General features: G+C 59.8%; 21 protein-coding genes and 2 pseudogenes. 7 read left to right on the forward strand and 16 right to left on the reverse strand.

Annotation, left to right across the window (positions count from 1 at the left end; all coding sequences use genetic code 11):
• Positions 1–29: 29 nt before the first annotated feature.
• The 5 genes from DBR46_RS14925 to DBR46_RS14945 all read right to left on the reverse strand — a co-directional run bounded on the left by DBR46_RS14925 (position 30) and on the right by DBR46_RS14945 (position 6,258).
• Positions 30–1,124, reverse strand: a complete 1,095-nt coding sequence (locus DBR46_RS14925; RefSeq protein WP_026137085.1) for a polyamine ABC transporter substrate-binding protein — start codon at positions 1,122–1,124, stop codon at positions 30–32.
• Between the two features lie 242 nt (positions 1,125–1,366).
• Positions 1,367–2,461, reverse strand: coding sequence for a polyamine ABC transporter substrate-binding protein (locus DBR46_RS14930; protein ID WP_124527116.1), 1,095 nt, complete (start codon positions 2,459–2,461; stop codon positions 1,367–1,369).
• 196 nt (positions 2,462–2,657) lie between these two features.
• The gene (locus tag DBR46_RS14935) at positions 2,658–4,022 is read right to left on the reverse strand and encodes an aspartate aminotransferase family protein (RefSeq protein WP_124526824.1); all 1,365 of its coding nucleotides are present in this window, start codon (positions 4,020–4,022) and stop codon (positions 2,658–2,660) included.
• Between the two features lie 58 nt (positions 4,023–4,080).
• Positions 4,081–5,439: a glutamine synthetase family protein gene (locus tag DBR46_RS14940; protein WP_017739040.1), complete on the reverse strand. Its 1,359-nt coding sequence runs from the start codon at positions 5,437–5,439 to the stop codon at positions 4,081–4,083.
• 39 nt (positions 5,440–5,478) lie between these two features.
• Entirely contained in the window at positions 5,479–6,258 is a 780-nt protein-coding gene (locus DBR46_RS14945; RefSeq protein ID WP_124526825.1) for a gamma-glutamyl-gamma-aminobutyrate hydrolase family protein, read from the reverse strand.
• Positions 6,259–6,536: 278 nt separating this feature from the next.
• On the opposite strand from DBR46_RS14945, the gene DBR46_RS14950 reads away from it, so the two are divergent.
• The gene (locus DBR46_RS14950; RefSeq protein WP_026137087.1) at positions 6,537–7,913 is read left to right on the forward strand and encodes a glutamine synthetase family protein; all 1,377 of its coding nucleotides are present in this window, start codon (positions 6,537–6,539) and stop codon (positions 7,911–7,913) included.
• A gap of 230 nt (positions 7,914–8,143) precedes the next feature.
• Positions 8,144–8,773 (forward strand): TetR/AcrR family transcriptional regulator, encoded by a 630-nt coding sequence (locus tag DBR46_RS14955; RefSeq protein ID WP_124526826.1) that lies wholly within the window; start codon positions 8,144–8,146, stop codon positions 8,771–8,773.
• 136 nt (positions 8,774–8,909) lie between these two features.
• Here DBR46_RS14955 and DBR46_RS14960 read toward each other — a convergent pair whose 3' ends face one another.
• From DBR46_RS14960 to ssuE, 6 genes are all read right to left on the reverse strand, one after another.
• Positions 8,910–9,125, reverse strand: coding sequence for a molybdopterin-binding protein (locus DBR46_RS14960; protein ID WP_003213899.1), 216 nt, complete (start codon positions 9,123–9,125; stop codon positions 8,910–8,912).
• Between the two features lie 28 nt (positions 9,126–9,153).
• A complete protein-coding gene (gene ssuB / locus DBR46_RS14965; RefSeq protein WP_124526827.1) occupies positions 9,154–9,960 on the reverse strand; it encodes an aliphatic sulfonates ABC transporter ATP-binding protein in 807 nt (268 codons plus the stop codon).
• A complete protein-coding gene (ssuC, locus tag DBR46_RS14970; protein WP_017739045.1) occupies positions 9,957–10,745 on the reverse strand; it encodes an aliphatic sulfonate ABC transporter permease SsuC in 789 nt (262 codons plus the stop codon). Before ssuC ends, ssuB begins: the two co-directional genes overlap by 4 nt.
• An 8-nt stretch (positions 10,746–10,753) precedes the next feature.
• Entirely contained in the window at positions 10,754–11,902 is a 1,149-nt protein-coding gene (gene ssuD, locus DBR46_RS14975) for an FMNH2-dependent alkanesulfonate monooxygenase (protein WP_017739046.1), read from the reverse strand.
• A 25-nt stretch (positions 11,903–11,927) separates the two neighbouring features.
• Positions 11,928–12,896, reverse strand: coding sequence for a sulfonate ABC transporter substrate-binding protein (locus DBR46_RS14980; RefSeq protein WP_124526828.1), 969 nt, complete (start codon positions 12,894–12,896; stop codon positions 11,928–11,930).
• A gap of 95 nt (positions 12,897–12,991) precedes the next feature.
• Complete coding sequence (gene ssuE / locus DBR46_RS14985; RefSeq protein WP_124526829.1) at positions 12,992–13,585, reverse strand: NADPH-dependent FMN reductase; 594 nt, start codon at positions 13,583–13,585, stop codon at positions 12,992–12,994.
• Here ssuE and DBR46_RS14990 point away from each other — a divergent pair.
• A complete protein-coding gene (locus DBR46_RS14990; protein ID WP_124526830.1) occupies positions 13,584–13,781 on the forward strand; it encodes a hypothetical protein in 198 nt (65 codons plus the stop codon). The two genes, ssuE and DBR46_RS14990, sit on opposite strands and share 2 nt — an antisense overlap.
• A gap of 152 nt (positions 13,782–13,933) precedes the next feature.
• Here DBR46_RS14990 and DBR46_RS14995 read toward each other — a convergent pair whose 3' ends face one another.
• Positions 13,934–14,572, reverse strand: a complete 639-nt coding sequence (locus tag DBR46_RS14995) for a peroxiredoxin (protein WP_124526831.1) — start codon at positions 14,570–14,572, stop codon at positions 13,934–13,936.
• A 276-nt stretch (positions 14,573–14,848) separates the two neighbouring features.
• On the reverse strand, positions 14,849–16,183 hold the full coding sequence (locus DBR46_RS15000; RefSeq protein WP_017739050.1) for an OprD family porin: 1,335 nt from the start codon (positions 16,181–16,183) through the stop codon (positions 14,849–14,851).
• 371 nt (positions 16,184–16,554) lie between these two features.
• Here DBR46_RS15000 and tauA (DBR46_RS30545) point away from each other — a divergent pair.
• Together tauA (DBR46_RS30545) and tauA (DBR46_RS30550) are read left to right on the forward strand one after the other, a co-directional pair.
• Positions 16,555–16,727: pseudogene (tauA, locus tag DBR46_RS30545) on the forward strand (taurine ABC transporter substrate-binding protein); the annotation flags it as partial.
• Between the two features lie 2 nt (positions 16,728–16,729).
• Positions 16,730–16,834, forward strand: a pseudogene (tauA, locus tag DBR46_RS30550) (taurine ABC transporter substrate-binding protein); the annotation flags it as partial.
• A gap of 131 nt (positions 16,835–16,965) precedes the next feature.
• On the opposite strand, the gene argA reads toward tauA (DBR46_RS30550), so the two are convergent.
• Together argA and argE are read right to left on the reverse strand one after the other, a co-directional pair.
• On the reverse strand, positions 16,966–18,264 hold the full coding sequence (gene argA / locus DBR46_RS15015; protein WP_124526832.1) for an amino-acid N-acetyltransferase: 1,299 nt from the start codon (positions 18,262–18,264) through the stop codon (positions 16,966–16,968).
• Positions 18,265–18,400: 136 nt separating this feature from the next.
• The gene (argE, locus tag DBR46_RS15020) at positions 18,401–19,549 is read right to left on the reverse strand and encodes an acetylornithine deacetylase (RefSeq protein ID WP_124526833.1); all 1,149 of its coding nucleotides are present in this window, start codon (positions 19,547–19,549) and stop codon (positions 18,401–18,403) included.
• Between the two features lie 158 nt (positions 19,550–19,707).
• Here argE and DBR46_RS15025 point away from each other — a divergent pair, with 158 nt between their 5' ends.
• Positions 19,708–21,075, forward strand: a complete 1,368-nt coding sequence (locus DBR46_RS15025) for an inorganic triphosphatase (protein WP_124526834.1) — start codon at positions 19,708–19,710, stop codon at positions 21,073–21,075.
• Between the two features lie 114 nt (positions 21,076–21,189).
• On the opposite strand, the gene DBR46_RS15030 is transcribed toward DBR46_RS15025, so the two are convergent.
• A complete protein-coding gene (locus tag DBR46_RS15030) occupies positions 21,190–21,660 on the reverse strand; it encodes an Lrp/AsnC family transcriptional regulator (RefSeq protein WP_017739054.1) in 471 nt (156 codons plus the stop codon).
• A gap of 127 nt (positions 21,661–21,787) precedes the next feature.
• Here DBR46_RS15030 and DBR46_RS15035 point away from each other — a divergent pair, with 127 nt between their 5' ends.
• Positions 21,788–22,126, forward strand: coding sequence for a hypothetical protein (locus tag DBR46_RS15035; RefSeq protein WP_124526835.1), 339 nt, complete (start codon positions 21,788–21,790; stop codon positions 22,124–22,126).
• The last annotated feature ends 18 nt before the right edge of the window (positions 22,127–22,144 follow it).

A 22,144-nucleotide genomic window follows, 5' to 3' on the forward strand; every position in this document is an offset into this window, starting at 1 on the left:
AAGCAGGCAAACCTTGGATAGTTTGGGCTTTACTTGCCCGTCTTGACCTTGGTCCAGCTACGGGTCATTAAACGCTGCACTTTCGGGGGTAGCTCGAAGTTGACAAATGTCCGGTCGAGAACCGCCTGCGGTGGGTAAACCGCTTCGTCGGTGCGTATCGATTGCTCCATCAGTTTGTCCGCCCCTGGATTAGGGTTGGCATAACCGACGTAATCACTGACCTGAGCGATCACCTCAGGCTGCAGCAAATAGTTTATGAAGGCGTGGGCTTCCTTGACGTTGGTGGCATCCTTGGGGATCGCCAGCACGTCAAACCACAGGTTGCCGCCTTCTTTCGGAATCGCGTAGGCGATGTTCACGCCTTTGCCAGCCTCGGCCGCGCGGGCCTTGGCCTGGAACACATCGCCGGAGAACCCGGCGGCCACGCAGATATTGCCGTTGGCCAGGTCGGAGATGTATTTCGAAGAATGGAAATAGGTCACGTAGGGCCGCACTTTCAGCAGCTTTTCTTCGGCCTTCTTGTAGTCGTCCGGGTTGGTGCTGTTCGGGTCCAGCCCCATGTAGTTGAGCACTGCCGGCAGCATTTCATCCGCCGAATCCATGAACGACACACCACAGGTGGCCAACTTCTTCATGTTTTCCGGCTCGAACAGCACGGCCCAGGAGTCGATCTTGTCCACGCCCAGTACTTCCTTCACTTTATCGACGTTGTAACCGATGCCGTTGGTGCCCCACAGGTACGGCACGGCGTACTGGTTGCCCGGGTCGTTCTTTTCCAGGCGCTTGAGCAGCGCCGGGTCGAGGTTGGCGTAGTTGCTCAACTGCGCCTTGTCGATCTTCTGGAACGCGCCCGCCTTGATCTGCTTGCCCAGGAAGTGGTTGGACGGCACGACCACGTCATAGCCGGTGCGCCCGGCCAGCAACTTGCCTTCCAGGGTTTCGTTGGAATCAAACACGTCATACACGGGCTTGATACCGCTGGCCTTTTCGAAGTTGGCCAGGGTGTCGGTGCCGATGTAGTCCGACCAGTTATAAATATGCACCGTCGGTGCGGCCTGCACGCTCAGCGTCAGCGTGATACCTGCACCCACCAGCATGGCTTGGCGAAATAAAGAAATTGGCAAGTGGAGGTCCTCTTAAATAGTTGGGCCTTGAAGTTGTTGCCCGGCAACAAAACCGGCGCGCAACTTACCCTCGATAAACCGATCCGGCAAAACTTTCTGTCATTTAATGTGTTGGCGCTGGTTTATGTGGGAGCGGGCTTGCTCGCGAAGGCGGTGTATCAGTTGATACATGCACCGGCTGACACACCGTCTTCGCGAGCAAGCCCGCTCCCACACAAGCTCACTCCTACAGGTCCTACGGGTTATTTACCCGACTTGATCTTGGTCCAGCTGCGCGTCATGTCACGCTGAGTAGCGGCTGGCAGGTCGGCAATCGCGTAGAGCTTGGCTTGCACCTCTGCCGACGGATAGATGCCCGGGTCGCTGGTGATGTCTTTGTCGACCAGAGCGGTGGCTTTCTCGTTACCGTTCGGGAAGCGCACGCTGTTGGTGATCGAAGCCATGACTTCCGGCTTGAGCAGGTAGTTCATGAACTTGTAGGCGGCGTCGACGTTTTCGGCATCTTTAGGGATGGCGACCATGTCGAAGAAGCTACCGGCGCCTTCTTTCGGAATGTCGTAGGCCACCTTGACCTTGCCACCGGCTTCAGCCGCGCGGGACTTGGCCTGCTGGATGTCACCCGAGTAACCCACGGCGACGCAGATGTTGCCGTTGGCCAGGTCGGAAATGTACTTGGACGAGTGGAAGTAGCCGATCGAAGGACGGATCTTGAGGAACAGGTCCTCAGCTTGCTTGAGGTCCGGTTTCTTTTGGCTGTCGGTCGGCAGACCGAGGTAATGCAGGGCGATCGGCAACATTTCGGTTGGCGAATCGAGGAAGCTCACGCCGCAGCTTTTCAGCTTGGCGATATTCTCAGGCTTGAGCAGCACGTCCCACGAGTCGATCTTGTCCACGCCCAGCGCGGCCTTGACCTTCTCCGGGTTGTAGCCGATGCCGATCGAACCCCACATGTACGGGAAGGCGTGCTTGTTGTCCGGGTCGCTGACCGACACGGCTTTAAGCAGGGACTTGTTCAGGTTGTCGTAGTTGGACAGCTTGGACTTGTCCAGCTCCTGGTAAACACCAGCCTTGATCTGCTTGGCGAGGAAGTTGTTCGACGGCACGACGATGTCGTAGCCGGACTTGCCTGCCAGCAACTTGGCTTCCAGGGTTTCGTTGCTGTCAAAAACGTCGTACACCACTTTGATGCCCGACTCTTTTTCAAAGTTGGCAATGGTGTCCGGTGCAATGTAGTCGGACCAGTTGTAGACGTGCAGCACTTTATCGTCGGCCTGGGCCGCGCCCGCCATTGCGCCCATCAGGGACAAGGCGAGGAGGGTCTTGCCAGCGTTCTTCAAACCTAATGCCTTCATTTGGTGATGCTCCAATTTTTCTTTTTTGGGCCACGTTCTTACTAAGTCCTGCGGCCCGTCTAAAGGGCAACAAAACAGGGCGACAGTCTGGCAAGTTCAGGGGCCGGCTTTCAACCAAAGCCCCTACATTTATAACCGCCCGGAAGCAGCGCCTAGGGCCACTGCTTCCTGAGCCTAGCACTTAGCCCTGCAATGCCGCCAAAGTCAGGTCCAGGCACTGGCGAGCCTTGGTGACCAGCTCGTCGATTTCCGCTTCGCTGATCACCAGCGGTGGCGAAATGATCATGGTGTCGCCCACGGCGCGCATGATCAGGCCATTTTCGAAGCAGAACGTGCGGCAGATCATGCCAGCGCCGCGGCCTTCGTAGCGCTTGCGCGTGGCCTTGTCCTGCACCAGCTCGATTGCGCCCAACATGCCCACACCGCGCACTTCACCCACCAGCGGGTGATCCGCCAGTTCCCTCAGACGTTTCTGCAAATACGGTGCCGTTTCGTCGTGCACGCGCTTAACGATTTTTTCATCACGCATGATGCGGATGTTTTCCAGGGCCACCGCTGCGGCCACCGGGTGACCGGAATAAGTGAAGCCGTGGTTGAAATCGCCGCCTTCATTGAGCACGGCCACCACTTCATCGCGCACGATCAGGCCGCCCATAGGGATGTAGCCGGAGGTCAGGCCCTTGGCGATGGTCATCATGTCGGGCTTGAGGTCGTAGAAATCGCTACCGAACCACTCACCGGTACGGCCGAAACCGCAGATCACTTCGTCCGCCACAAACAGGATGTCGTACTTGGCGAGGATTTCCTTGATGCGCGGCCAGTAGCTGGCGGGCGGCACGATCACGCCACCGGCGCCCTGGATCGGCTCGGCAATAAAGGCACCGACGTTGTCCACGCCCAGTTCGAGGATCTTCTCTTCCAACTGGTTGGCGGCCCACACGCCGAATTCTTCCGGGCTCATGTCGCCGCCTTCGCCAAACCAGTACGGCTGGGCGATGTGGCTGATGCCTGGGATCGGCAGGTCGCCCTGCTCATGCATATAGGTCATGCCGCCCAGGCTGGCGCCGGCCACGGTGCTGCCGTGGTAGCCATTCTTGCGGCTGATGATGGTTTTCTTGTTCGGCTGGCCTTTGATCGCCCAGTAGTGGCGGACCATGCGCAACATGGTGTCGTTGCCTTCGGAGCCGGAACCGGTGAAGAACACGTGGTTCATGCCGGCAGGCGCGATGTCGGAAATGGCCTTGGCCAGTTCCAGCACCGGCGGGTGAGCGGTCTGGAAGAACAGGTTGTAGTACGGCAGTTCTTTCATTTGCCTGGCGGCGGCGTCAGCCAGTTCATCGCGACCGTAGCCGATCGCCACGCACCACAGGCCGGCCATGCCGTCGAGGATCTTGTTGCCTTCGCTGTCCCACAGGTAAACGCCGTGGGCTTTGGTAATGATGCGCGGGCCTTTCTCTTTCAATTGCTTGAAGTCGCTGAACGGCGCCAGGTGGTGCTCACTGCTCAAGGCTTGCCATTCACGGGTTTGCGGGTTGTTGCTGGACATACCAATCTCCTAGACTTTTCAGTGAAGGGCGCGCCGTTTAAAGGGCGCGCCCGGCGCATCAGACGGCGAAGAGCAGGAATTCCCGCTCCCACGAACTGATCACGCGCTTGAAGTTTTCATGCTCGGCCCGCTTGACCGCGACGTAGCCTGTGATGAATTTCTGACCCAGGTATTTCTCGATGGTCTTGCTGTTTTCCATGCGTTCCAGGGCGTCTTCGATGGTCAACGGCAGGCGCAGGTTGCGTCGCTCGTAACCACGACCGACGACCGGCGCGCTCGGGTTATGGCCTTCGACCATGCCGATGTAGCCGCACAACAAGCTGGCGGCAATCGCCAGGTACGGGTTGGCATCGGCGCCCGGCAGGCGGTTTTCCACACGACGGTTCTGCGGGCCGGCATCCGGTACGCGCAGGCCGACGGTGCGGTTTTCTTCGCCCCATTCCACGTTGACCGGCGCCGAGGTATCGGGCAGGAAGCGGCGGAACGAGTTCACGTTGGGGGCAAACAGCGGCAGCAATTCCGGGATGAATTTCTGCAAGCCACCAATGTGGTTGAGGAACAGTTGACTCATGGTCCCGTCTTCATTGGAGAAGACGTTCTTGCCGGTGGCGATGTCGATGATGCTCTGGTGCAGGTGCATTGCGCTGCCGGGCTCGCCGGTCATCGGCTTGGCCATGAAGGTGGCCGCCACGTTGTGCTTGAGCGCGGCTTCACGCATGGTGCGCTTGAACACCAGGATCTGGTCGGCCAGGGACAGTGCATCGCCGTGACGGAAGTTGATTTCCATCTGCGCGGTGCCGTCCTCGTGGATCAGGGTGTCGAGGTCCAGCTCCTGCAATTCGCACCAGTCGTAGACATCTTCGAACAACGGGTCGAACTCGTTCGCGGCTTCTATAGAGAAGGACTGGCGACCGGTCTCCGGGCGCCCGGAACGGCCGATCGGCGGTTGCAGCGGGAAATCCGGGTCTTCGCAGCGCTTGGTCAGGTAGAACTCCATCTCCGGCGCCACGATGGGCTGCCAGCCTCTGTCGGCGTAGAGCTGCAGGACTTTCTTGAGCACGTTGCGCGGCGACAGCTCGATGGGGTTGCCTTGCTTGTCGTAGGTGTCGTGGATCACCTGGGCGGTCGGCTCGATGGCCCACGGCACCAGGTATACCGCGTTCTGGTCGGGGCGGCAGATCATGTCGATGTCGGCCGGGTCGAGCAATTCGTAATAGATGTCGTCTTCGACATAGTCGCCGGTCACGGTCTGCAACAGAACGCTCTCGGGCAGGCGCATGCCTTTTTCGGCGATGAACTTGTTGGTCGGCGAGATCTTGCCCCGGGTGATGCCCGTGAGGTCGCCAATCATGCATTCGACTTCTGTGATCTTGTGGTCTTTCAACCAATCGGTGAGCTGGTCGAGGTTGTTACTCATAAATGCCTCTGGGCTGGGTTTCCTGACATCCATTAAAGGTCAGGCGTTGGTTGACGCAGCATCCGCGTCGCGTTGCATCGCCCGCTTTCGACAGGCGGTGCCAAATGCCTGGAAGATCGCGAGATAGTGCGGGTTAGAGCTTACCTGCCATTCGGGGTGCCATTGCACTCCTAAAGCAAAAGCCTTGCCCGCTGTAACAGAAAAAGCCTCGATCAAGCCATCCGGCGCGGTGGCTTCGACTTGCAAACCGGGCGCCAGGCGGTCAACGCCCTGGCTGTGGATCGAGTTGACCTGAATCGTCGACGGCAAGCCCAGGCTGGCCAATACGCCGTTCGGCGCGATCGCCACGGCATGTGCCGGGCCGTACTGGACTGCCAGCGGCTGGGTGTCGTCTTCGCGGTGGTCCATCATGCCCGGCACTTCATGAACCTTCTGGTGCAGGCTGCCGCCAAAGGCCACGTTCATCTCCTGGAAGCCCCGGCAGATGCCCAGCACCGGCACGCCCGCCGCAATCGCGGCACGCAGCAGCGGCAGCGTGGTTTGGTCCCGTGCAGAATCATGAGCAGTCCCGGGCGCGCTGGCCGGACCGTCGTAGTGAAAGGGTTCGATATTGGAGGGGGAGCCGGTAAATAGAATGCCGTCCAGACCGTCAAGAATATTGGCCGGTTCGAGCACATCCCCAAGGGACGGAATAATCAATGGCAAGCCCTTGGCAGCGGTGGCCACTGCACGGACGTATTTGTCGCCACTGATGTGATAAGCATGCAGACCGACCTGTTTGGAGCAGGCGGTGACGCCGATTAACGGCAGGCGAGACATGAAGCACCCCGGTATTATTGCTGTTATGGGTTTGAATCGAGCTTAGCCTTGTTCATTTTTTTACACAACACCCCCGTAAAAAATACAACACGGCCCGCTCAAGCCCGCGAGTCCTACTCGCTTCAAACCGATAAAACCGCCCCAAAACGCCGCAAAAATGCCCTCGTGGCGCTTTTTTAGGGCAAAAAAGGCCTCGCTTGACTTCGGCATGCCGTTCGGGTTGACTGAAACCAGAAAAGATCAATGATTGATATTTTTAACAACAAAGGTGTTGCATCATGTCGGTACCCCCGCGTGCCGTTCAGCTTAACGAAGCGAACGCGTTCCTTAAGGATCATCCTGAGGTTCTGTACGTAGACCTTCTAATTGCGGATATGAATGGTGTGGTGCGCGGCAAGCGCATCGAACGCACCAGCCTCCACAAGGTTTACGAGAAGGGCATTAACCTGCCTGCCTCTTTATTTGCCCTGGATATCAACGGCTCGACGGTGGAAAGCACCGGCCTGGGTCTGGACATCGGTGATGCTGACCGAATCTGTTATCCGATCCCTGACACCCTGTGCAATGAACCCTGGCAAAAGCGCCCAACCGCGCAACTGCTGATGACCATGCACGAACTTGAAGGTGAACCTTTCTTCGCCGATCCGCGCGAAGTGCTCCGCCAAGTTGTAAGCAAATTTGACGACCTCGGTCTGACCATCTGCGCCGCCTTCGAGCTTGAGTTCTACCTGATCGACCAGGAGAACGTGAACGGCCGCCCACAACCGCCCCGCTCGCCGATCTCCGGCAAACGCCCGCACTCGACACAGGTCTACCTGATCGACGACCTCGACGAATACGTCGATTGCCTCCAGGACATCCTGGAAGGTGCCAAAGAGCAAGGCATCCCGGCCGACGCCATCGTCAAGGAAAGTGCCCCGGCGCAGTTCGAAGTGAACCTGCACCACGTCGCCGATCCGATCAAGGCCTGCGACTACGCGGTACTGCTCAAGCGCCTGATCAAGAACATCGCCTACGACCATGAGATGGACACCACCTTCATGGCCAAGCCTTACCCAGGCCAGGCAGGCAACGGTTTGCACGTGCACATCTCCATTCTGGACAAGGACGGCAAGAACATTTTTGCCAGCGAGGATCCCGAGCAGAACGCCGCATTGCGTCACGCAATCGGCGGTGTGCTGGAGACCCTACCCGCCCAAATGGCGTTCCTGTGCCCCAACGTCAACTCCTACCGTCGTTTCGGCGCACAGTTCTACGTGCCGAACTCGCCGTGCTGGGGCCTGGACAACCGCACCGTGGCGATTCGCGTACCGACCGGCTCGTCCGACGCCGTACGTATCGAACACCGTGTCGCCGGCGCCGACGCCAACCCTTACCTGCTGATGGCTTCGGTGTTGGCAGGCGTGCACCACGGCCTGACCAACCAGATCGAGCCAGGCGCACCGGTGGAAGGCAACAGCTACGAGCAGAACGAACAAAGCCTGCCAAACAACCTGCGCGATGCATTGCGCGAGCTGGATGACAGCGAGGTGATGGCCAAGTACATCGATCCTAAATACATCGATATCTTCGTCGCCTGTAAGGAAAGTGAGCTGGAAGAGTTTGAACACTCCATCTCCGACCTTGAGTACAACTGGTACCTGCATACCGTCTAAACGGCGGCTGCATTAAAGAACGCCGCAGGCTTTTGGTCTGGGGCGTTTTTTTATGGGTTTCTTCCAAGGGACCGAGGTGGCCTCTTCGCGAGCAAGCCCGCTCCCACATTTGACTGCATTCCAAAGTTGGAACTCGGTTAAATGTGGGAGCGGGCTTGCTCGCGAAGGCGGCCTTAAAGACAACACAGATTCCTGCTCATACAATGCCCGCTGCCTTGTAGGAGACATCCATGACCACCCGCCCCGCCACCCCTCGCAAACCCCGCGCCCGCAGCCAGGCGCGGATCGACGCGATCCTCGACGCCGCCCGCACCTTGCTGGCCGCCGAAGGCGTGGCCAGTTTGTCGATCTACAGCGTGGCCGAGCGCGCGCAGATTCCGCCGTCGTCGGTGTATCACTTTTTCGCCAGCGTGCCGGCGCTGCTGGAAGCATTGACTGCGGATGTCCACGCCGCCTTTCGCGCGGCGATTCAGGCGCCCATCGACCATGCTTCACTCAAGCATTGGCGGGACCTGTCCTACATCGTTGAACAACGCATGCTGACGATCTACGACCACGACGCTGCCGCGCGCCAGTTGATCCTGGCGCAGCATGGGCTGACAGAAGTGACCCAGGCGGATCGTCAGCATGATCTGGAATTAGGCGACCTGATGCTGACCGTGTTCAACCGCCACTTTGACGTGCCGACACTGCCAAGCGATGTGGATGTGTTTGCGCTGGCGCTGGAGCTGAGCGACCGCGTGTATGCGCGCTCGGTGCATCAGCATGGGCTGATTACGCCGCGCATGGCGGAGGAAGGGATGCGGGTGTTTGATGCTTACGTGGGGCTGTATTTGCCGGCTTACCTGCCTAAGCGTTGAGTTTTTTGGTGGCTGGGCTGGCCTCTTCGCGAGCAAGCCCGCTCCCACACTTGACCGAGTTCCAACTTTGGAATGCAGTCAAATGTGGGAGCGGGCTTGCTCGCGAAGACGGCCTACAGAGCACCGCTAATCTCAGTCACAACTTGGCAATCGACACCTCAGTCGATTTCACAAACGCAATCACCTCACTGCCAATCACCAATTCCAGCTCTTTGACCGAGCGAGTGGTGATCACAGAAGTCACGATGCCAGACGCCGTCTGCACATCGATTTCCGACAGTACGTCGCCTTCGACGATTTCCTTGATGGTGCCTTTGAACTGGTTACGTACGTTGATCGCTTTAATAGTCATGTCGTTCTCTCTTCGTGGGACGCGTGAGTTATTGAGCCCAACGCAATTGCGTCGGCAGCGGTGAAACAGGTTCGGGTTCCGGGGGCGTGCCGGGCAGCGACAGCACACGGTTGAGCACTTCGGCTTCCAGCGCCGCCAGGCGGTACGAGCCACGGGCCCGTGGGCGTGGCAGGTCAACCAGCAGGTCGAGGCCGATTTCGCCGTCTTCGATCAGGATCACCCGGTCGGCAATGGCCACGGCTTCGCTGACGTCGTGGGTCACCAGCAACACGGTGAAACCGTGCTTGAGCCAGAGGTTTTCGATCAGTTGCTGCATCTCGATACGGGTCAAGGCATCCAGTGCGCCCAACGGTTCGTCGAGCAACAGCAGGCGCGGCTGGTGAATCAACGCGCGGGCCAGAGCCACGCGTTGCTTCTGGCCACCGGACAAGGCCGCCGGCCATTCATCGGCACGCTCGGCCAGGCCCACCGCTTCCAGGGCTTCCAAGGCCTTGGGCCGCCAGTTGCCCTTGAGGCCCAGGCCGACGTTGTCGATGATCTTTTTCCACGGCAGCAGGCGCGCTTCCTGGAACATCAACCGCGTGTCTTCCAGCGCTTCGCTCAACGGCGCGGAGCCGGCCAGCAACTCGCCGCCGCTGGCTTTGTCCAAACCGGCCAACAGGCGCAGCAAGGTACTTTTGCCGCACCCGCTACGGCCGACCACGGCCACGAACTGGCCAGCCGGAATATGCAGATCAATCTCTTTGAGCACTTCCCGCGCACCAAAGGCTTTGCGCAGTTTGCGCACCGCCAACGGGATGCCCTTGAGCAGGCGCGGAGGTTGTTGAGCGGTCATGCCGCACCTCCTTTATTCACTTGATACGCCGGATGCCAGCGCAACCACACACGTTCCAGGCCGCGGGCAGCGAGGTCGGCGAGCTTGCCGAGGATGGCGTACATGACAATCGCCAGCACCACCACGTCGGTCTGCAGGAATTCCCGGGCGTTCATCGCCAGGTAACCGATACCGGAGCTGGCCGAAATGGTTTCCGCCACGATCAGCGTCAGCCACATAAAGCCCAGGGCAAAGCGCACGCCCACGAGGATCGACGGCAGCGCGCCCGGCAGGATCACCTGGCGGAACAGGCTGAAGCCGGACAAGCCGTAGCTGCGCGACATCTCCACCAACGCCGGGTCGACGTTGCGGATGCCGTGGTAGGTGTTCAGGTAGATCGGGAAGAGCGTGCCGAGGGCCACCAGGAAAATCTTCGCCGTCTCATCAATGCCGAACCACAGAATCACCAACGGGATCAGTGCCAAATGCGGCACGTTGCGGATCATCTGCACCGAGCTGTCCAGCAGGCGCTCGCCCCACTTCGACAGGCCGGTGATAAAGCCCAGGGCCAGGCCGATGCTGCCGCCAATCACAAAACCCAGGCCCGCGCGCCAGCCACTGATGGCCAGGTGCGTCCAGATCTCGCCGCTGGCCACCAAGTGAACGCCAGCTGCGATCACCGCACTCGGCGCCGGCAAAATGCGCGTGGACAACCAACCGGCCGACACCGACAACTGCCAGATCGCCAGCAACAGAATCGGCAGCACCCAAGGCGCCACGCGATGGCTCAATTTTTCATAGTTCATGGGCTGCCTCAGCTCGCCGACGCAGCTTTGGGAAGGATGTCGTTGGCGACCATCTCGCCGAACGGGCTCACATACCCGGCGCCTTTGGGCAGCTCGGGACGCTCGATATCCAAGTGGGGGAACAGCAATTCGGCGACGCGGTACGACTCTTCCAGGTGCGGATAACCGGAGAAGATAAAGGTGTCGATGCCCAGCGCCGCGTATTCATTCACCCGCGCCGCCACGGTTGGGCCATCGCCCACCAGCGCGGTGCCGGCACCGCCACGCACCAGGCCGACGCCGGCCCACAGGTTGGGGCTGACTTCGAGGTTGTCGCGGCTGCCGCCGTGCAAGGCGGCCATGCGCTGCTGGCCCACGGAGTCGAAGCGCGACAGCGAGGCCTGGGCGCGGGCGATGGTGTCGTCGTCCACGTGGGAGATCAGTTTGTCGGCGGCTTGCCACGCCTCTTCGTTGGTTTCGCGCACGATCACATGCAGGCGGATACCGAAGCGCAGGGTGCGTCCGAGGTTCTCGGCCTTGGCCCGCACCTGGGCGATTTTTTCTGCGACGGCTGCTGGCGGCTCGCCCCAGGTCAGTACCATTTCCACCTGTTCAGCCGCCAGATCCTGGGCCGCTTCGGAAGAACCGCCAAAGTACAGTGGCGGACGTGGTTGCTGGATCGGCGGATAGAGCAACTTGGCGCCTTTGACGCTGATGTGCTCACCGTCGTAATCCACGGTTTCGCCTTCCAGCACGCGGCGCCAGATGCGGGTGAATTCCACGGAGGCCTGATAACGCTCTTCGTGGCTGAGGAACAAGCCATCGCCCGCCAGTTCTTCCGGGTCACCGCCGGTGACCAGGTTGAACAACGCACGGCCACCGGACAGGCGGTCGAGGGTTGCGGCCTGACGCGCGGCCACCGTCGGGGAAATGATCCCGGGACGCAGGGCAACCAGGAATTTCAAGCGCTGGGTCACCGGGATCAGCGACGCAGCCACCAGCCACGAGTCTTCGCAGGAGCGCCCGGTGGGGATCAGCACCCCACCGAAGCCCAGGCGATCAGCGGCCTGGGCCACTTGCTGCAAATAACCGTGATCAACGGCGCGAGCGCCTTCGGCGGTGCCAAGGTAATGGCCGTCGCCGTGGGTAGGCAGGAACCAGAAAATATTGAGGCTCATGGAGTTGTCTCCTGAAGTAGTCGGATTACGGCGCTTTGGCAACGGCGGCGGGTGGTGTCCAGATCACGTCCTTGATGCTCAAGGGTTTGGGGATCAATTTGAGTTGGTAGAAGGTGTCGGCGATTTTCTGCTGGGCAGCGACCACGGCCGGGGTCAGGAACAGCGCGCCGTAGCCCTGGCGTTTCACCGAGGTCAGGGTGATGTCAGCCGGCAGGCCGAGCAGCGGTGCGACTTGATCGGTGACTTCCTGCGGGTTGGCCTTGGACCATTCGCCCACGGCGCGCACTTCCTCGATCAGGGCCTTGACCACTTCCGGGTGTTTTTCGGCATAGGGCTTGGTGGCCAGGTAGAACTGATGGTTGTCGGCGATGCCGGTGCCATCACGCAGGGTGCGCGCTTGCAGTTGTTTCTCGGCGGCTGCCTGGTACGGGTCCCAGATCACCCAGGCGTCCACGCTGCCACGTTCGAACGCGGCGCGGGCATCGGCGGGCGGCAGGAATACGGTCTGCACGTCGGTGTATTTGAGGCCGGCATCTTCCAGAGCACGTACCAGCAGGTAGTGCACGTTGGAGCCTTTGTTGAGCACGATTTTCTTGCCCTTGAGCTCGGCCACCGATTTGATCGGCGAGTCTTTCGGCACCAGGATCGCTTCGCTGGTCGGCGCAGGCGGCTCGTAGGCGACGTAGAGCAGATCGGCGCCAGCCGCCTGGGCAAACACCGGTGGGGTTTCGCCGGTGACGCCAAAGTCGATGGAGCCGACGTTGAGGCCTTCGAGCAATTGCGGGCCGCCTGGGAACTCGGTCCACTGCACGTTCACGCCCTGGGCGGCGAGCCGCTTCTCCAGCGTGCCCTTGGCCTTGAGCAGCACCAGCGTGCCGTATTTCTGATAACCGATCCGCAGGGTTTCGGCGGCTTGGGCTTGAACAATGGCGCCGAAGGACACAGCCGCAGCAAACAGTGCGACCAGACCACGACGCAAGATGACAGTGCGCATGGCGCGCTCTCCAATCAATGCGTTTAGGGGGTTGGCTGCACCTGCTTGGCCGTTGGCGGCTGAGTAAGGTGAGTACTTCCAGGTTTCGATGTGGCTTAAATGCTCCAGCGAGCACTCAACAAACGTTCATTCAACACATGGGGGTCCAGCGGTTTCGGGCGGCGGGCCATGGCGCCGTAAAGCGTTTCCAGGGCTTCGTGCAAACGGTGTTCGAGCACCGGCACCAACTGCGCCTGGGCGCTGCCTTCGGCGTAGGCGATCTGGCTGTCTTCGGCAAAGATGCCGTGGAGCAACTCCTGGGCCTTGAGCGCCGACAGCACCGGCTTCAAGGCGTAATCCACCGCGAGCATGTGGGCGATGCTGCCGCCCGTGGCCATCGGCAATACGATCTTGTGGGCCAGGGCGCGCTCGGGCAGCAGGTCGAGTACGGTCTTGAGCGCGCCGGAGAACGACGCCTTGTACACCGGCGTGGCGATCACCAGGCCGTCGGCGTTGGCGACTTGCTGCAACAGGTCGATGACCTTGGGGCTGTCGAAGCGGGCGTGCAGCAAGTCTTCAGCCGGGAAGTCCCGTATCTGGTAACTCACCACTTCCACGCCTTTGTCTTGTAGCCACTGACGGGTTTTTTCCAGCAAGACCCCGGAGCGGGAACGCTGGCTGGGACTGCCTCCAAGTGTTACGACCAACATGCAGGAATTCCTTGAGCTAGTGCCGGCGGTTCGCTGTGTGGCGATGGCGCCAAGATGGAACAGACCATATCAGCAGATTTATATATCTTTAAATCTTATTTTTTCATGTGTTTATTCTTTAAATGCATATGGGCTTTATGAAACGCCGGGCGAAAAAAAAGGCCGTGAAAACGGCCTGAAAACCCCTGCATTGTGAGCCTTGAAATGCGATCTAAATGTGAGAGATGGCTTGTGTGGGAGCGGGCTTGCTCGCGAATACGGTGTGTCAGTCACAAATTCTTCAACTGATCCACCGCCTTCGCGAGCAAGCCCGCTCCCACACAAGCCCGCTCCCACATTGGTTCTGCGTTAGCGGTTGGGTTGTGGGGTCAGGCGCAGGTACGGTTTCACTGCACGATACCCCTTCGGAAAGCGCTTCTTGATCTCGTCCTCATCCTTGAGCGACGGCACGATCACCACTTCATCTCCATCCTGCCAGTTGGCCGGCGTGGCGACTTTGTAGTTGTCGGTCAGCTGCAACGAGTCGATGACCCGCAGGATTTCATGGAAGTTACGGCCAGTGCTCGCCGGGTAGGTAATGGTCAGGCGGATCTTCTTGTTCGGATCAATCACGAACAGGGAACGCACGGTGAGGGTGTCACTGGCGTTCGGGTGGATCAGGTCGTACAGGTCCGACACTTTGCGATCGGCATCGGCCAGGATCGGGAAGTTGACGGTAGTGTTCTGGGTTTCGTTGATGTCTTCGATCCACTTATGGTGCGAATCCACCGGGTCGACGGACAGGGCGATGGCCTTGACGCCGCGCTTGGCGAACTCGTCCTTGAGCTTGGCGGTGAAGCCCAGCTCAGTGGTGCACACCGGGGTGAAGTCCGCCGGATGGGAAAACAGCACGCCCCAGCTATCGCCCAGCCATTCGTGGAAACGAATCTTGCCGGCGCTGGAATCCTGTTCGAAGTCGGGGGCGATGTCGCCCAGTCTTAGGCTCATGGTGTGGCTCCTGGTGAGTGCTTATGGAGCCTACTGTGCATGGATTGCAGATTATTTAAAAAGAATAAATATCGATTTATCTAGACGATAAAGGAATATTAAAAATCTGTTCATTGGACGCCACAACGGGCGAGGAGCACCATCCGCTTCAAGGTTCGAGAAGGCCTTGAGACGCTGTACAAAGAGGGGTTCAGGAAGGGCTTGCGGGGGTTTAGCCCGACTTGAAAGTAAAACGCCTTGCCCGGCGTCGCGCCGGGCAAGGTTTTACAACCAGTCTTACAGGATCGGCAGGGTGTAGCTGACGATCAGACGGTTTTCGTCTTGGTTACGCTGGGAAGCTACGTCGGAACGCAGCGAAGCGTTTTTCCAGGCAACGCCCAGACCTTTGAAAGTGCCTTCCGGTACTACGTAGCCCAGGTTGAAGTCACGTTCCCACTCGCCTTTGTCACCGGTCGCAGTGGCAACGTTGTCGCCCTTGAGGTACATGACGGAAGTGGTCAGGCCTGGCAGGCCGACAGCAGCGAAGTCATAGGCGTACTGGGCCAACCAGGTGCGCTCGCCGGCACGTTGGAACTTGCCGATCTGCACGTCGGTGATCAGGTACGAAGAAGCACCGTCACCCTGGTTGAGGAACGGGAAGTCGCTCGTGCCGTTTACGCGCTGGTAGCCGGCGCTGATCGCGTGGCCTTGCAGGGCGTAGGTGAACTTGGCGCTCCAGGTGCGGTTATCGACTTCACCGTTGTTCTGGTAGCCAGAAGCGCGGTAGCCGGCAACACGACCTTCCTGGCTGGCGTTCTTGCCATCGGAGTCACTGTTGAAGTAACGCAGGTCGGTCTTGAACACGCCCACTGGCAGTGCCCAGTTGTGGGACAGGCCCAGGAAGTGCTGCTTGTAGAAGTCGGACAGGTTGCCGTAGTAGTACTGGGCAGTCAGGTCCTTGGTGATCTTGTAGTCACCACCGGCGTAGTAGAACTCGTTGCTGCGGGCGTTGGCGGTGGCGGTGCGGGTAGCGCCGTTGGAGCCAGCGATGGTCAGCGAGTCGTTGTTCGACGAGTTACGGCCTTTGGCGTGTTCCAACTTACCGCCAACCAGGGTCAGGTTGTCGATGTCGTTGGAGGTGATCTGGCCACCTTCAAAGGTTTGTGGCAGCAGACGACCGTCGTTGGAGGTCACAACCGGCAGTTTTGGCTGCAGGGTGCCCAGCTTCAATTCAGTCTTGGAGATCTTGACCTTGCCGGTCAGGCCAATGCTGCCGAAATCGTTCACCGCACGACCGTCGCTGTCGCTTGGGAACACAATACCGCCCTTGTTGGCGCTATTGTTGTTGTAGGCAGTGCCTTTACCGGAGTCCAGACGCACGCCGTACAGGCCAATGGCGTCAACACCAAAACCAACGGTGCCTTGGGTGTAGCCGGAAGCGAAGTTGAAGATGAAGCCTTGGCCCCATTCTTCTTGCTTGTTCGGCTTGGCGGTGCCGTCACGGTTGTCTTGGTTGATGTAGAAGTTGCGCGCAGTAACGCTCGCCTTGCTGTCTTCGATGAAACCGGCAGCGCCTGCTTGCTGGGCGATTGCGCCCAAAGCTACAGCCAAAGCCAAGGTGGACTTATTCATGTACCGCTCCTCTCATTTCTAATTTTTGTATTTCTTTGGTCTCGGGTCTGACGCCCTCGATCCACAGATGCGCGATTAGCACCGGATAGTGACTGACAAGTCAATCGTAACCTTGTGTGTCTACTACCTTCGTCTAACAGCAGTTAGATTTGGTCCTTGCAGGGTAATGAGTTTTTCATACACCCAAAAAGAATTGTTTCATCCTTTTTCATACGATTTGGGAATAAGCCTTTGCATGGCACGAATGGGTCAGGGTAGACGCCCCGCTCCGCAAGCTAATTCCTAAAGGGTATTTTTTTGCGCTTTTTTAGATCGCCTAGTGTGGCCGTAGGGCTTCATACGTCACCCACGATCAAAAAGGCGACGCCATCATGGCCAAACGCGCATCCTCCCGTCAATTTGTTACAGTTTTTGTATCGCTTATATTTTATTTTGCTGTCCAAGCCGCCGATTTGACGATGGACCGCGAGTTGTAACCGCTGGGCGCAATCTACCCGTCGTCGCGTTTATCGTATCGGCGCAGATCAATACTTCTGAAGCATTGGCAAGGCGATTGGACGGACGGCGACGTTCTTGAAGGAACAGGGGAAAGTTGATGCGGTGTGGCCGGATTATTCGGCGTTTGTGAGCGACACATTTATAACTGAATAAATGCAATCAAATGTGGGAGCGGGCTTGCTCGCGAAAGCGGTGGCTCAGACAACACATCAGTGACTGAAAGACCGCATTCGCGAGCAAGCCCGCTCCCACATTTTTAGATCTGCTTCGTTGCCAAAACCGGATTACAGGGCCTTTTCGAAGATCTTCGAATTGCGCTGGTAGTTATACAGCGACGCCCGCGCCGACGGCAGGCGGTCCACGCTGCTCGGCACAAAACCACGCTCACGGAACCAGTGCGCAGTGCGCGTCGTCAGCACGAACAAAGTCTTCAAGCCTTGCGCCCGTGCACGGGTCTCGATGCGTTCCAGCAACACATCGCCGCGCGCGCCGTGGCGGTATTCCGGGTTCACTGCCAGGCATGCCAACTCGCCGGCGTCCGAATCGGCGATCTGATACAGCGCCGCACAGGCGATGATCATGCCTTCACGCTCGACCACGCTGAACTGCTCGATCTCGCGCTCCAGCACTTCCCGCGAACGGCGCACCAGAATGCCCTGCTCTTCCAGCGGGCTGATCAAATCGAGCAAGCCGCCGACGTCTTCAATCGCCGCTTCACGCACCTGCTCGAATTGCTCCTGGGCTACCAGCGTACCGCCGCCATCCCGGGTAAACAGTTCGGTGAGCAACGCGCCATCTTCGGCGTAACTGACGATATGGCTGCGCCCTACCCCACCACGGCACGCTTCGGCGGCGGCATCGAGCAGTTCGGCCTGGTAGTTGCTGCCCAGGCGTTGCAGATGCGCCGGCACTTGTTGCGGGCGCAACTCACGCACCAGGCGACCGTTTTCATCGATCAGGCCCTTGTCCGCGCCAAACAGCAGCAGCTTGTCGGCGCCCAGGTCGATGGCGGCGCGGGTGGCGACGTCTTCGCAGGCCAGGTTGAAGATTTCACCGGTGGGCGAATAGCCCAGCGGCGACAGCAGCACGATGGAGCGCTCGTCCAGCAGGCGGCCGATACCCTTGCGGTCAACCCGGCGCACTTCGCCGGTGTGGTGGTAGTCCACGCCTTCCAGCACGCCAATCGGCCGTGCCGTCACCAGGTTGCCGCTGGCCACCCGCAGGCGCGAGCCCTGCATCGGCGACGAGGCCATGTCCATCGACAAGCGTGCTTCGATGGCGATACGCAGATGGCCGACCGCGTCGATCACACACTCAAGCGTCGCTGCATCGGTGATGCGCAGGCCTTCGTGGTAAGCCGGGGTCAGGCCACGGGCTTCAAGACGGGTTTCGATTTGCGGGCGCGAACCGTGGACCAGCACCAGCCGCACGCCCAGGCTGTGGAGCAGCACCAGGTCGTGGACGATATTGCCGAAGTTGGGATGTTCCACGCCGTCGCCGGGCAACATGACCACAAAGGTGCAGTCGCGGTGGGCGTTGACGTAAGGAGAAGCGTGACGAAGCCAATTAACGTAGTCGGGCATAACACCTGGGCCTGTAATAAAAAGCAGCCGAAAAAGGATCAATCATGAAAGCGCACAGCGGGCTGATGGTTATCGTCGGAACAGGCTTGGCGACACGCTCACTCTCCTTCATATGTACGAACAGGCAGGGGTTAATTTATGCGGGTTTCAGGCAGTAGTGTTCGATCAGTTCCCGCAATAGACGCACTGTAGGCGTCAAGCGTGACATTTCGAGGTACTCGCCCGGCTGGTGGGCGCAGGCGATATCGCCAGGGCCGAGCACCAGGGTTTCACAACCAAGGCGCTGAAGATAAGGCGCTTCGGTGCCGAACGCTACTGCTTCGGCACGATGACCGGTCAAACGTTCCGCAACCCGCACCAGTTCGGCGTCTTCAGGCTGTTCGAACGGCGGCACTTCGGGGAACAGCGGCGCGTAGTCGATCTGCACCTGATGGCGCTCGGCAAGAGGTTCGAGCTTCTGGCGGATGGCGGCGCGCAACACCTCCGGATCCATGCCCGGCAGCGGACGCAGGTCGAACTCCAGGGAGCACTGGCCGCAGATGCGGTTGGGGTTGTCGCCACCATGGATGCAGCCGAAGTTCATCGTTGGCTGCGGCACGCTGAATTGCGGGTTGCGGTACTGGCCCTGCCACACCTGGCGCAAGCCGCGCAGCTCGCTGATGGCATCGTGCATGGCTTCCAGGGCGCTGTGGCCCAGGCTCGGGTCCGACGAATGGCCGCTGCGACCGAGGATGTCGATGCGCTCCATCATCACGCCTTTATGCAGGCGGATCGGCTTGAGGCCGGTGGGCTCGCCGATCACCGCCGCACGCCCCAGCGGGCGCCCGGCTTCGGCCAGCGCGCGGGCGCCGGACATGGAGCTTTCTTCATCGCAGGTGGCGAGGATCAGCAACGGTTGCTTGAACGGCTGATCCAGCAGCGGCAGCACGGCTTCAATCACCAGCGCGAAAAAGCCCTTCATGTCGCAACTGCCCAATCCTACCCAGCGGCCGTCAACCTCCGTCAGCTTGAGCGGATCGGTCTTCCACAGCGCCGCGTCGTAAGGCACGGTATCGCTATGCCCCGCGAGCACCAGGCCGCCGGGGCCGCTGCCAAAGCTGGCGAGCAGGTTGAACTTGCCGGGGCTGACCTGCTGGATGTCGATGGCGAAACCCAGATCCCCCAGCCAACTGGCGAGCAAGTCGATCACCGGGCGGTTGGTCTGGTCGAGAGACGCCTGGGTGCAACTGACCGACGGCGCGGCAATCAACGCGGCGAACTGCTCTTTCATGGACGGTAATGGCATGCGCGGTCTCTCAACTTCCCGGATGAAGCCCACTATAGAGCCATCTGCACGACACAATAAACCGTTGCGGCGCGTTGCCGGGCTCAGTCCTGTACACTGCACGGCCTTGGCAGCCACTCTTTTTCCCGGCTGCGCTCCCGATCCTGGATTTTCCGGCCATGCAGAAAGAAACCGAAATCAAGCTCCGCGTCAGCCGCGAAACCCTCGCCGCGCTGCGTGAGCACCCGCTACTGAAAAAACGCAACAAAAGTGGCTGGGAACGCCGTGAGTTGATGAACCAGTATTTCGACACCCCCGAGCGCGACCTGGCCCAGGCCAAAGTCGCCCTGCGCCTGCGCAAGGACGGTGACGAGATCATCCAGACCCTCAAGACCCGTGGCCAGAGCGTCGCCGGCTTGTCGGAACGCAACGAGTACAACTGGGACCTGCCCAAAGCCAAGCTCGATGTGAAGAAGCTCGACGGCGAATGCTGGCCCGAGCAACTGGCCGAACTGGACAAAAAGACCCTCAAGCCGATCTTCACCACCGACTTCGTGCGTGAACGCGCCGAAATCGCCTGGGGCCGTGGCAAGGCCAAGGTGGTGATCGAAGCCGCCCTGGATCTGGGCCACGTCGTGGTCGGCAAGCAGAAAGAAGAAATCTGCGAACTGGAACTGGAGCTGCGCGAAGGTGAACCGGCCGCCCTGCTGGAACTGGCCGCCGAATTGGCCGCGACCCTGGCGTTGATGCCGTGTGACATCAGCAAGGCCGAGCGCGGCTACCGTCTGTATGACGCCAGCAGCTACTCCCTGAGCCTGCCAGCGCCGCAGATCCACGCCGAAATGCCGCTGGACGACGCCTTCGCCGCGATCATGTGGCACCTGCTCGGCAGCAGCCAGCGCCTGGCCGAGCAATACCGTTTCAATGGCCACTGGCGCCTGCTGCAAGACTGGGTCGAGAACCTCGGCGAACTGCGCGCCCTGATCGGCAGCCTCGGCCAGGCCGCCCCGCGCCAATCCACCAGCGAACTGCGCAGCGCACTGGATGCCCTGCTGGAAGACTGGCGCCCACTGGTACAAGCCGGTGATGACGACGAAGACATCCGCAAAGCCGCACCCGAGCAATTCATTGAAGAATTGGACGACGTGCGCTGGGGTCTGTTCTCACTGAACACCTCGCGTTGGTTGCTGGCCCGCGCCTGGACCGCCGAGCGTAACGTGCGTGGCAACCGCCAGGGCGCCGCGCAAATCACCAACTGGCTGCCGCGCCTGCTGGCCGACGACGCCGTTGCCCTGCAACTGCCGCGCTACCAGCAACAGCCGGAAGACCTGGCCGAGCAACTGCCGCGCATCGAACGCATCCAGGCGTGGCTGCACCATGCCCGCCATGTGGTGGACATCCCGGAAATGGACCGTCTGTACGGCGAGCTGAACAAGCTGGCGCAACTGGCCAACCAGCCGATCACCGATGAGTCGCTGGATGCGCGCATGCACCAGGCGATTGCGGTGTATCAGAACCGGGCGTGGAAGACCTTGTTGCGTCTGTAATCCAAATGTGGGAGCGGGCTTGCTCGCGAAAGCGGTGTGTCAGTCACAAGTTTTACAACTGATCCACCGCCTTCGCGAGCAAGCCCGCTCCCACACAAGCCCGCTCCCACAGGGTCAGCGCAACACTGGCAAGCTGGTAGTGGACTTGATCTCCGACAACGCCACAATCGAATTGACCTCCTGAATCCCCGGCACCATCGACAACTTCTCAAAGAAAAACCGCTCGTACGCCTCGATATCCGCTGTAACGATGCGCAGCAGAAAATCCACCGCCCCCATCAGCACATAACACTCCAAGACTTCTGGAAACCCGCGAATCGCGTCGGTGAACTCAGTGAAGTTGGAGCGCCCGTGAGCGTTGAGTTTGACCTCGGCGAAAATCTGCGTATTGAGGCCGATCTTCTTGCGGTCCAGCAGTGTCACCTGCGCGCGAATCACGCCCTCCTCCTTGAGCCGCTGAATGCGCCGCCAGCACGGCGACTGGGACAGGCCGACCTGTTCGGCAATCTGCGCGCTGGAGAGCGAGGCGTCCTCTTGCAGCAAGGCCAGGATGCGACGGTCGTAGGCGTCCAGCTCACTGTGCATATAAATACCTTCTATGGCGCTTATCTTGAATTGGATGATTCGAAATATCGAAATATCGGCTCATCTTAGATAAGAAATCTCCGTTGGCGAATGTAAAAATTTCTCCAGTCGAATCTGGAGAATTCCCATGCACGCCGTCGAAACCAGCCACTCTGTTACCCGCGCCGATGTGTGGGCCGTCAACAGCGCCCACTGCCAGGCGCATTACCAGATCGTCGCCGAAGCGGAACCGGATGTGCTGTGCCGGGTGCTCAACTATTTCGCCCTGCAATTCCTCACGCCACAGCAGGTGACGGTGAACCGCGAACACGACCTGCTGACGATCGACATCACCCTGGACGGCCTGAGCTGGCACCGTGCCCAGGTGATCGGTGAAAAGATTCGAAACCTTATCAGCGTGTGTTCGCTGGAACTGTGGCCGACTGATGCGGTGCGGGCTGCGGCGCTGGTGGCGGCGGCTCAGTAAAAGTCTGCAATACACCCT

This window comes from Pseudomonas sp. KBW05 (genome assembly GCF_003852405.1).
GTDB lineage: Bacteria > Pseudomonadota > Gammaproteobacteria > Pseudomonadales > Pseudomonadaceae > Aquipseudomonas.

Coding starts and splice junctions, on each gene's coding strand:
- DBR46_RS14995 (WP_124526831.1), bottom strand. CDS start 14,572: ATGAGCCTAAGACTGGGCGACATCGCCCCCGACTTCGAACAGGATTCC.
- argE (WP_124526833.1), bottom strand. CDS start 19,549: ATGCCATTACCGTCCATGAAAGAGCAGTTCGCCGCGTTGATTGCCGCG.
- ssuE (WP_124526829.1), bottom strand. CDS start 13,585: ATGTTGGTCGTAACACTTGGAGGCAGTCCCAGCCAGCGTTCCCGCTCC.
- DBR46_RS14935 (WP_124526824.1), bottom strand. CDS start 4,022: ATGTCCAGCAACAACCCGCAAACCCGTGAATGGCAAGCCTTGAGCAGT.
- ssuB (WP_124526827.1), bottom strand. CDS start 9,960: ATGACCGCTCAACAACCTCCGCGCCTGCTCAAGGGCATCCCGTTGGCG.
- DBR46_RS14950 (WP_026137087.1), top strand. CDS start 6,537: ATGTCGGTACCCCCGCGTGCCGTTCAGCTTAACGAAGCGAACGCGTTC.
- argA (WP_124526832.1), bottom strand. CDS start 18,264: ATGCCCGACTACGTTAATTGGCTTCGTCACGCTTCTCCTTACGTCAAC.
- ssuC (WP_017739045.1), bottom strand. CDS start 10,745: ATGAACTATGAAAAATTGAGCCATCGCGTGGCGCCTTGGGTGCTGCCG.
- DBR46_RS14990 (WP_124526830.1), top strand. CDS start 13,584: ATGCAGGAATTCCTTGAGCTAGTGCCGGCGGTTCGCTGTGTGGCGATG.
- DBR46_RS14980 (WP_124526828.1), bottom strand. CDS start 12,896: ATGCGCACTGTCATCTTGCGTCGTGGTCTGGTCGCACTGTTTGCTGCG.
- DBR46_RS14940 (WP_017739040.1), bottom strand. CDS start 5,439: ATGAGTAACAACCTCGACCAGCTCACCGATTGGTTGAAAGACCACAAG.
- DBR46_RS14945 (WP_124526825.1), bottom strand. CDS start 6,258: ATGTCTCGCCTGCCGTTAATCGGCGTCACCGCCTGCTCCAAACAGGTC.
- DBR46_RS14960 (WP_003213899.1), bottom strand. CDS start 9,125: ATGACTATTAAAGCGATCAACGTACGTAACCAGTTCAAAGGCACCATC.
- ssuD (WP_017739046.1), bottom strand. CDS start 11,902: ATGAGCCTCAATATTTTCTGGTTCCTGCCTACCCACGGCGACGGCCAT.
- DBR46_RS15035 (WP_124526835.1), top strand. CDS start 21,788: ATGCACGCCGTCGAAACCAGCCACTCTGTTACCCGCGCCGATGTGTGG.
- DBR46_RS15025 (WP_124526834.1), top strand. CDS start 19,708: ATGCAGAAAGAAACCGAAATCAAGCTCCGCGTCAGCCGCGAAACCCTC.
- DBR46_RS14955 (WP_124526826.1), top strand. CDS start 8,144: ATGACCACCCGCCCCGCCACCCCTCGCAAACCCCGCGCCCGCAGCCAG.
- DBR46_RS15000 (WP_017739050.1), bottom strand. CDS start 16,183: ATGAATAAGTCCACCTTGGCTTTGGCTGTAGCTTTGGGCGCAATCGCC.
- DBR46_RS15030 (WP_017739054.1), bottom strand. CDS start 21,660: ATGCACAGTGAGCTGGACGCCTACGACCGTCGCATCCTGGCCTTGCTG.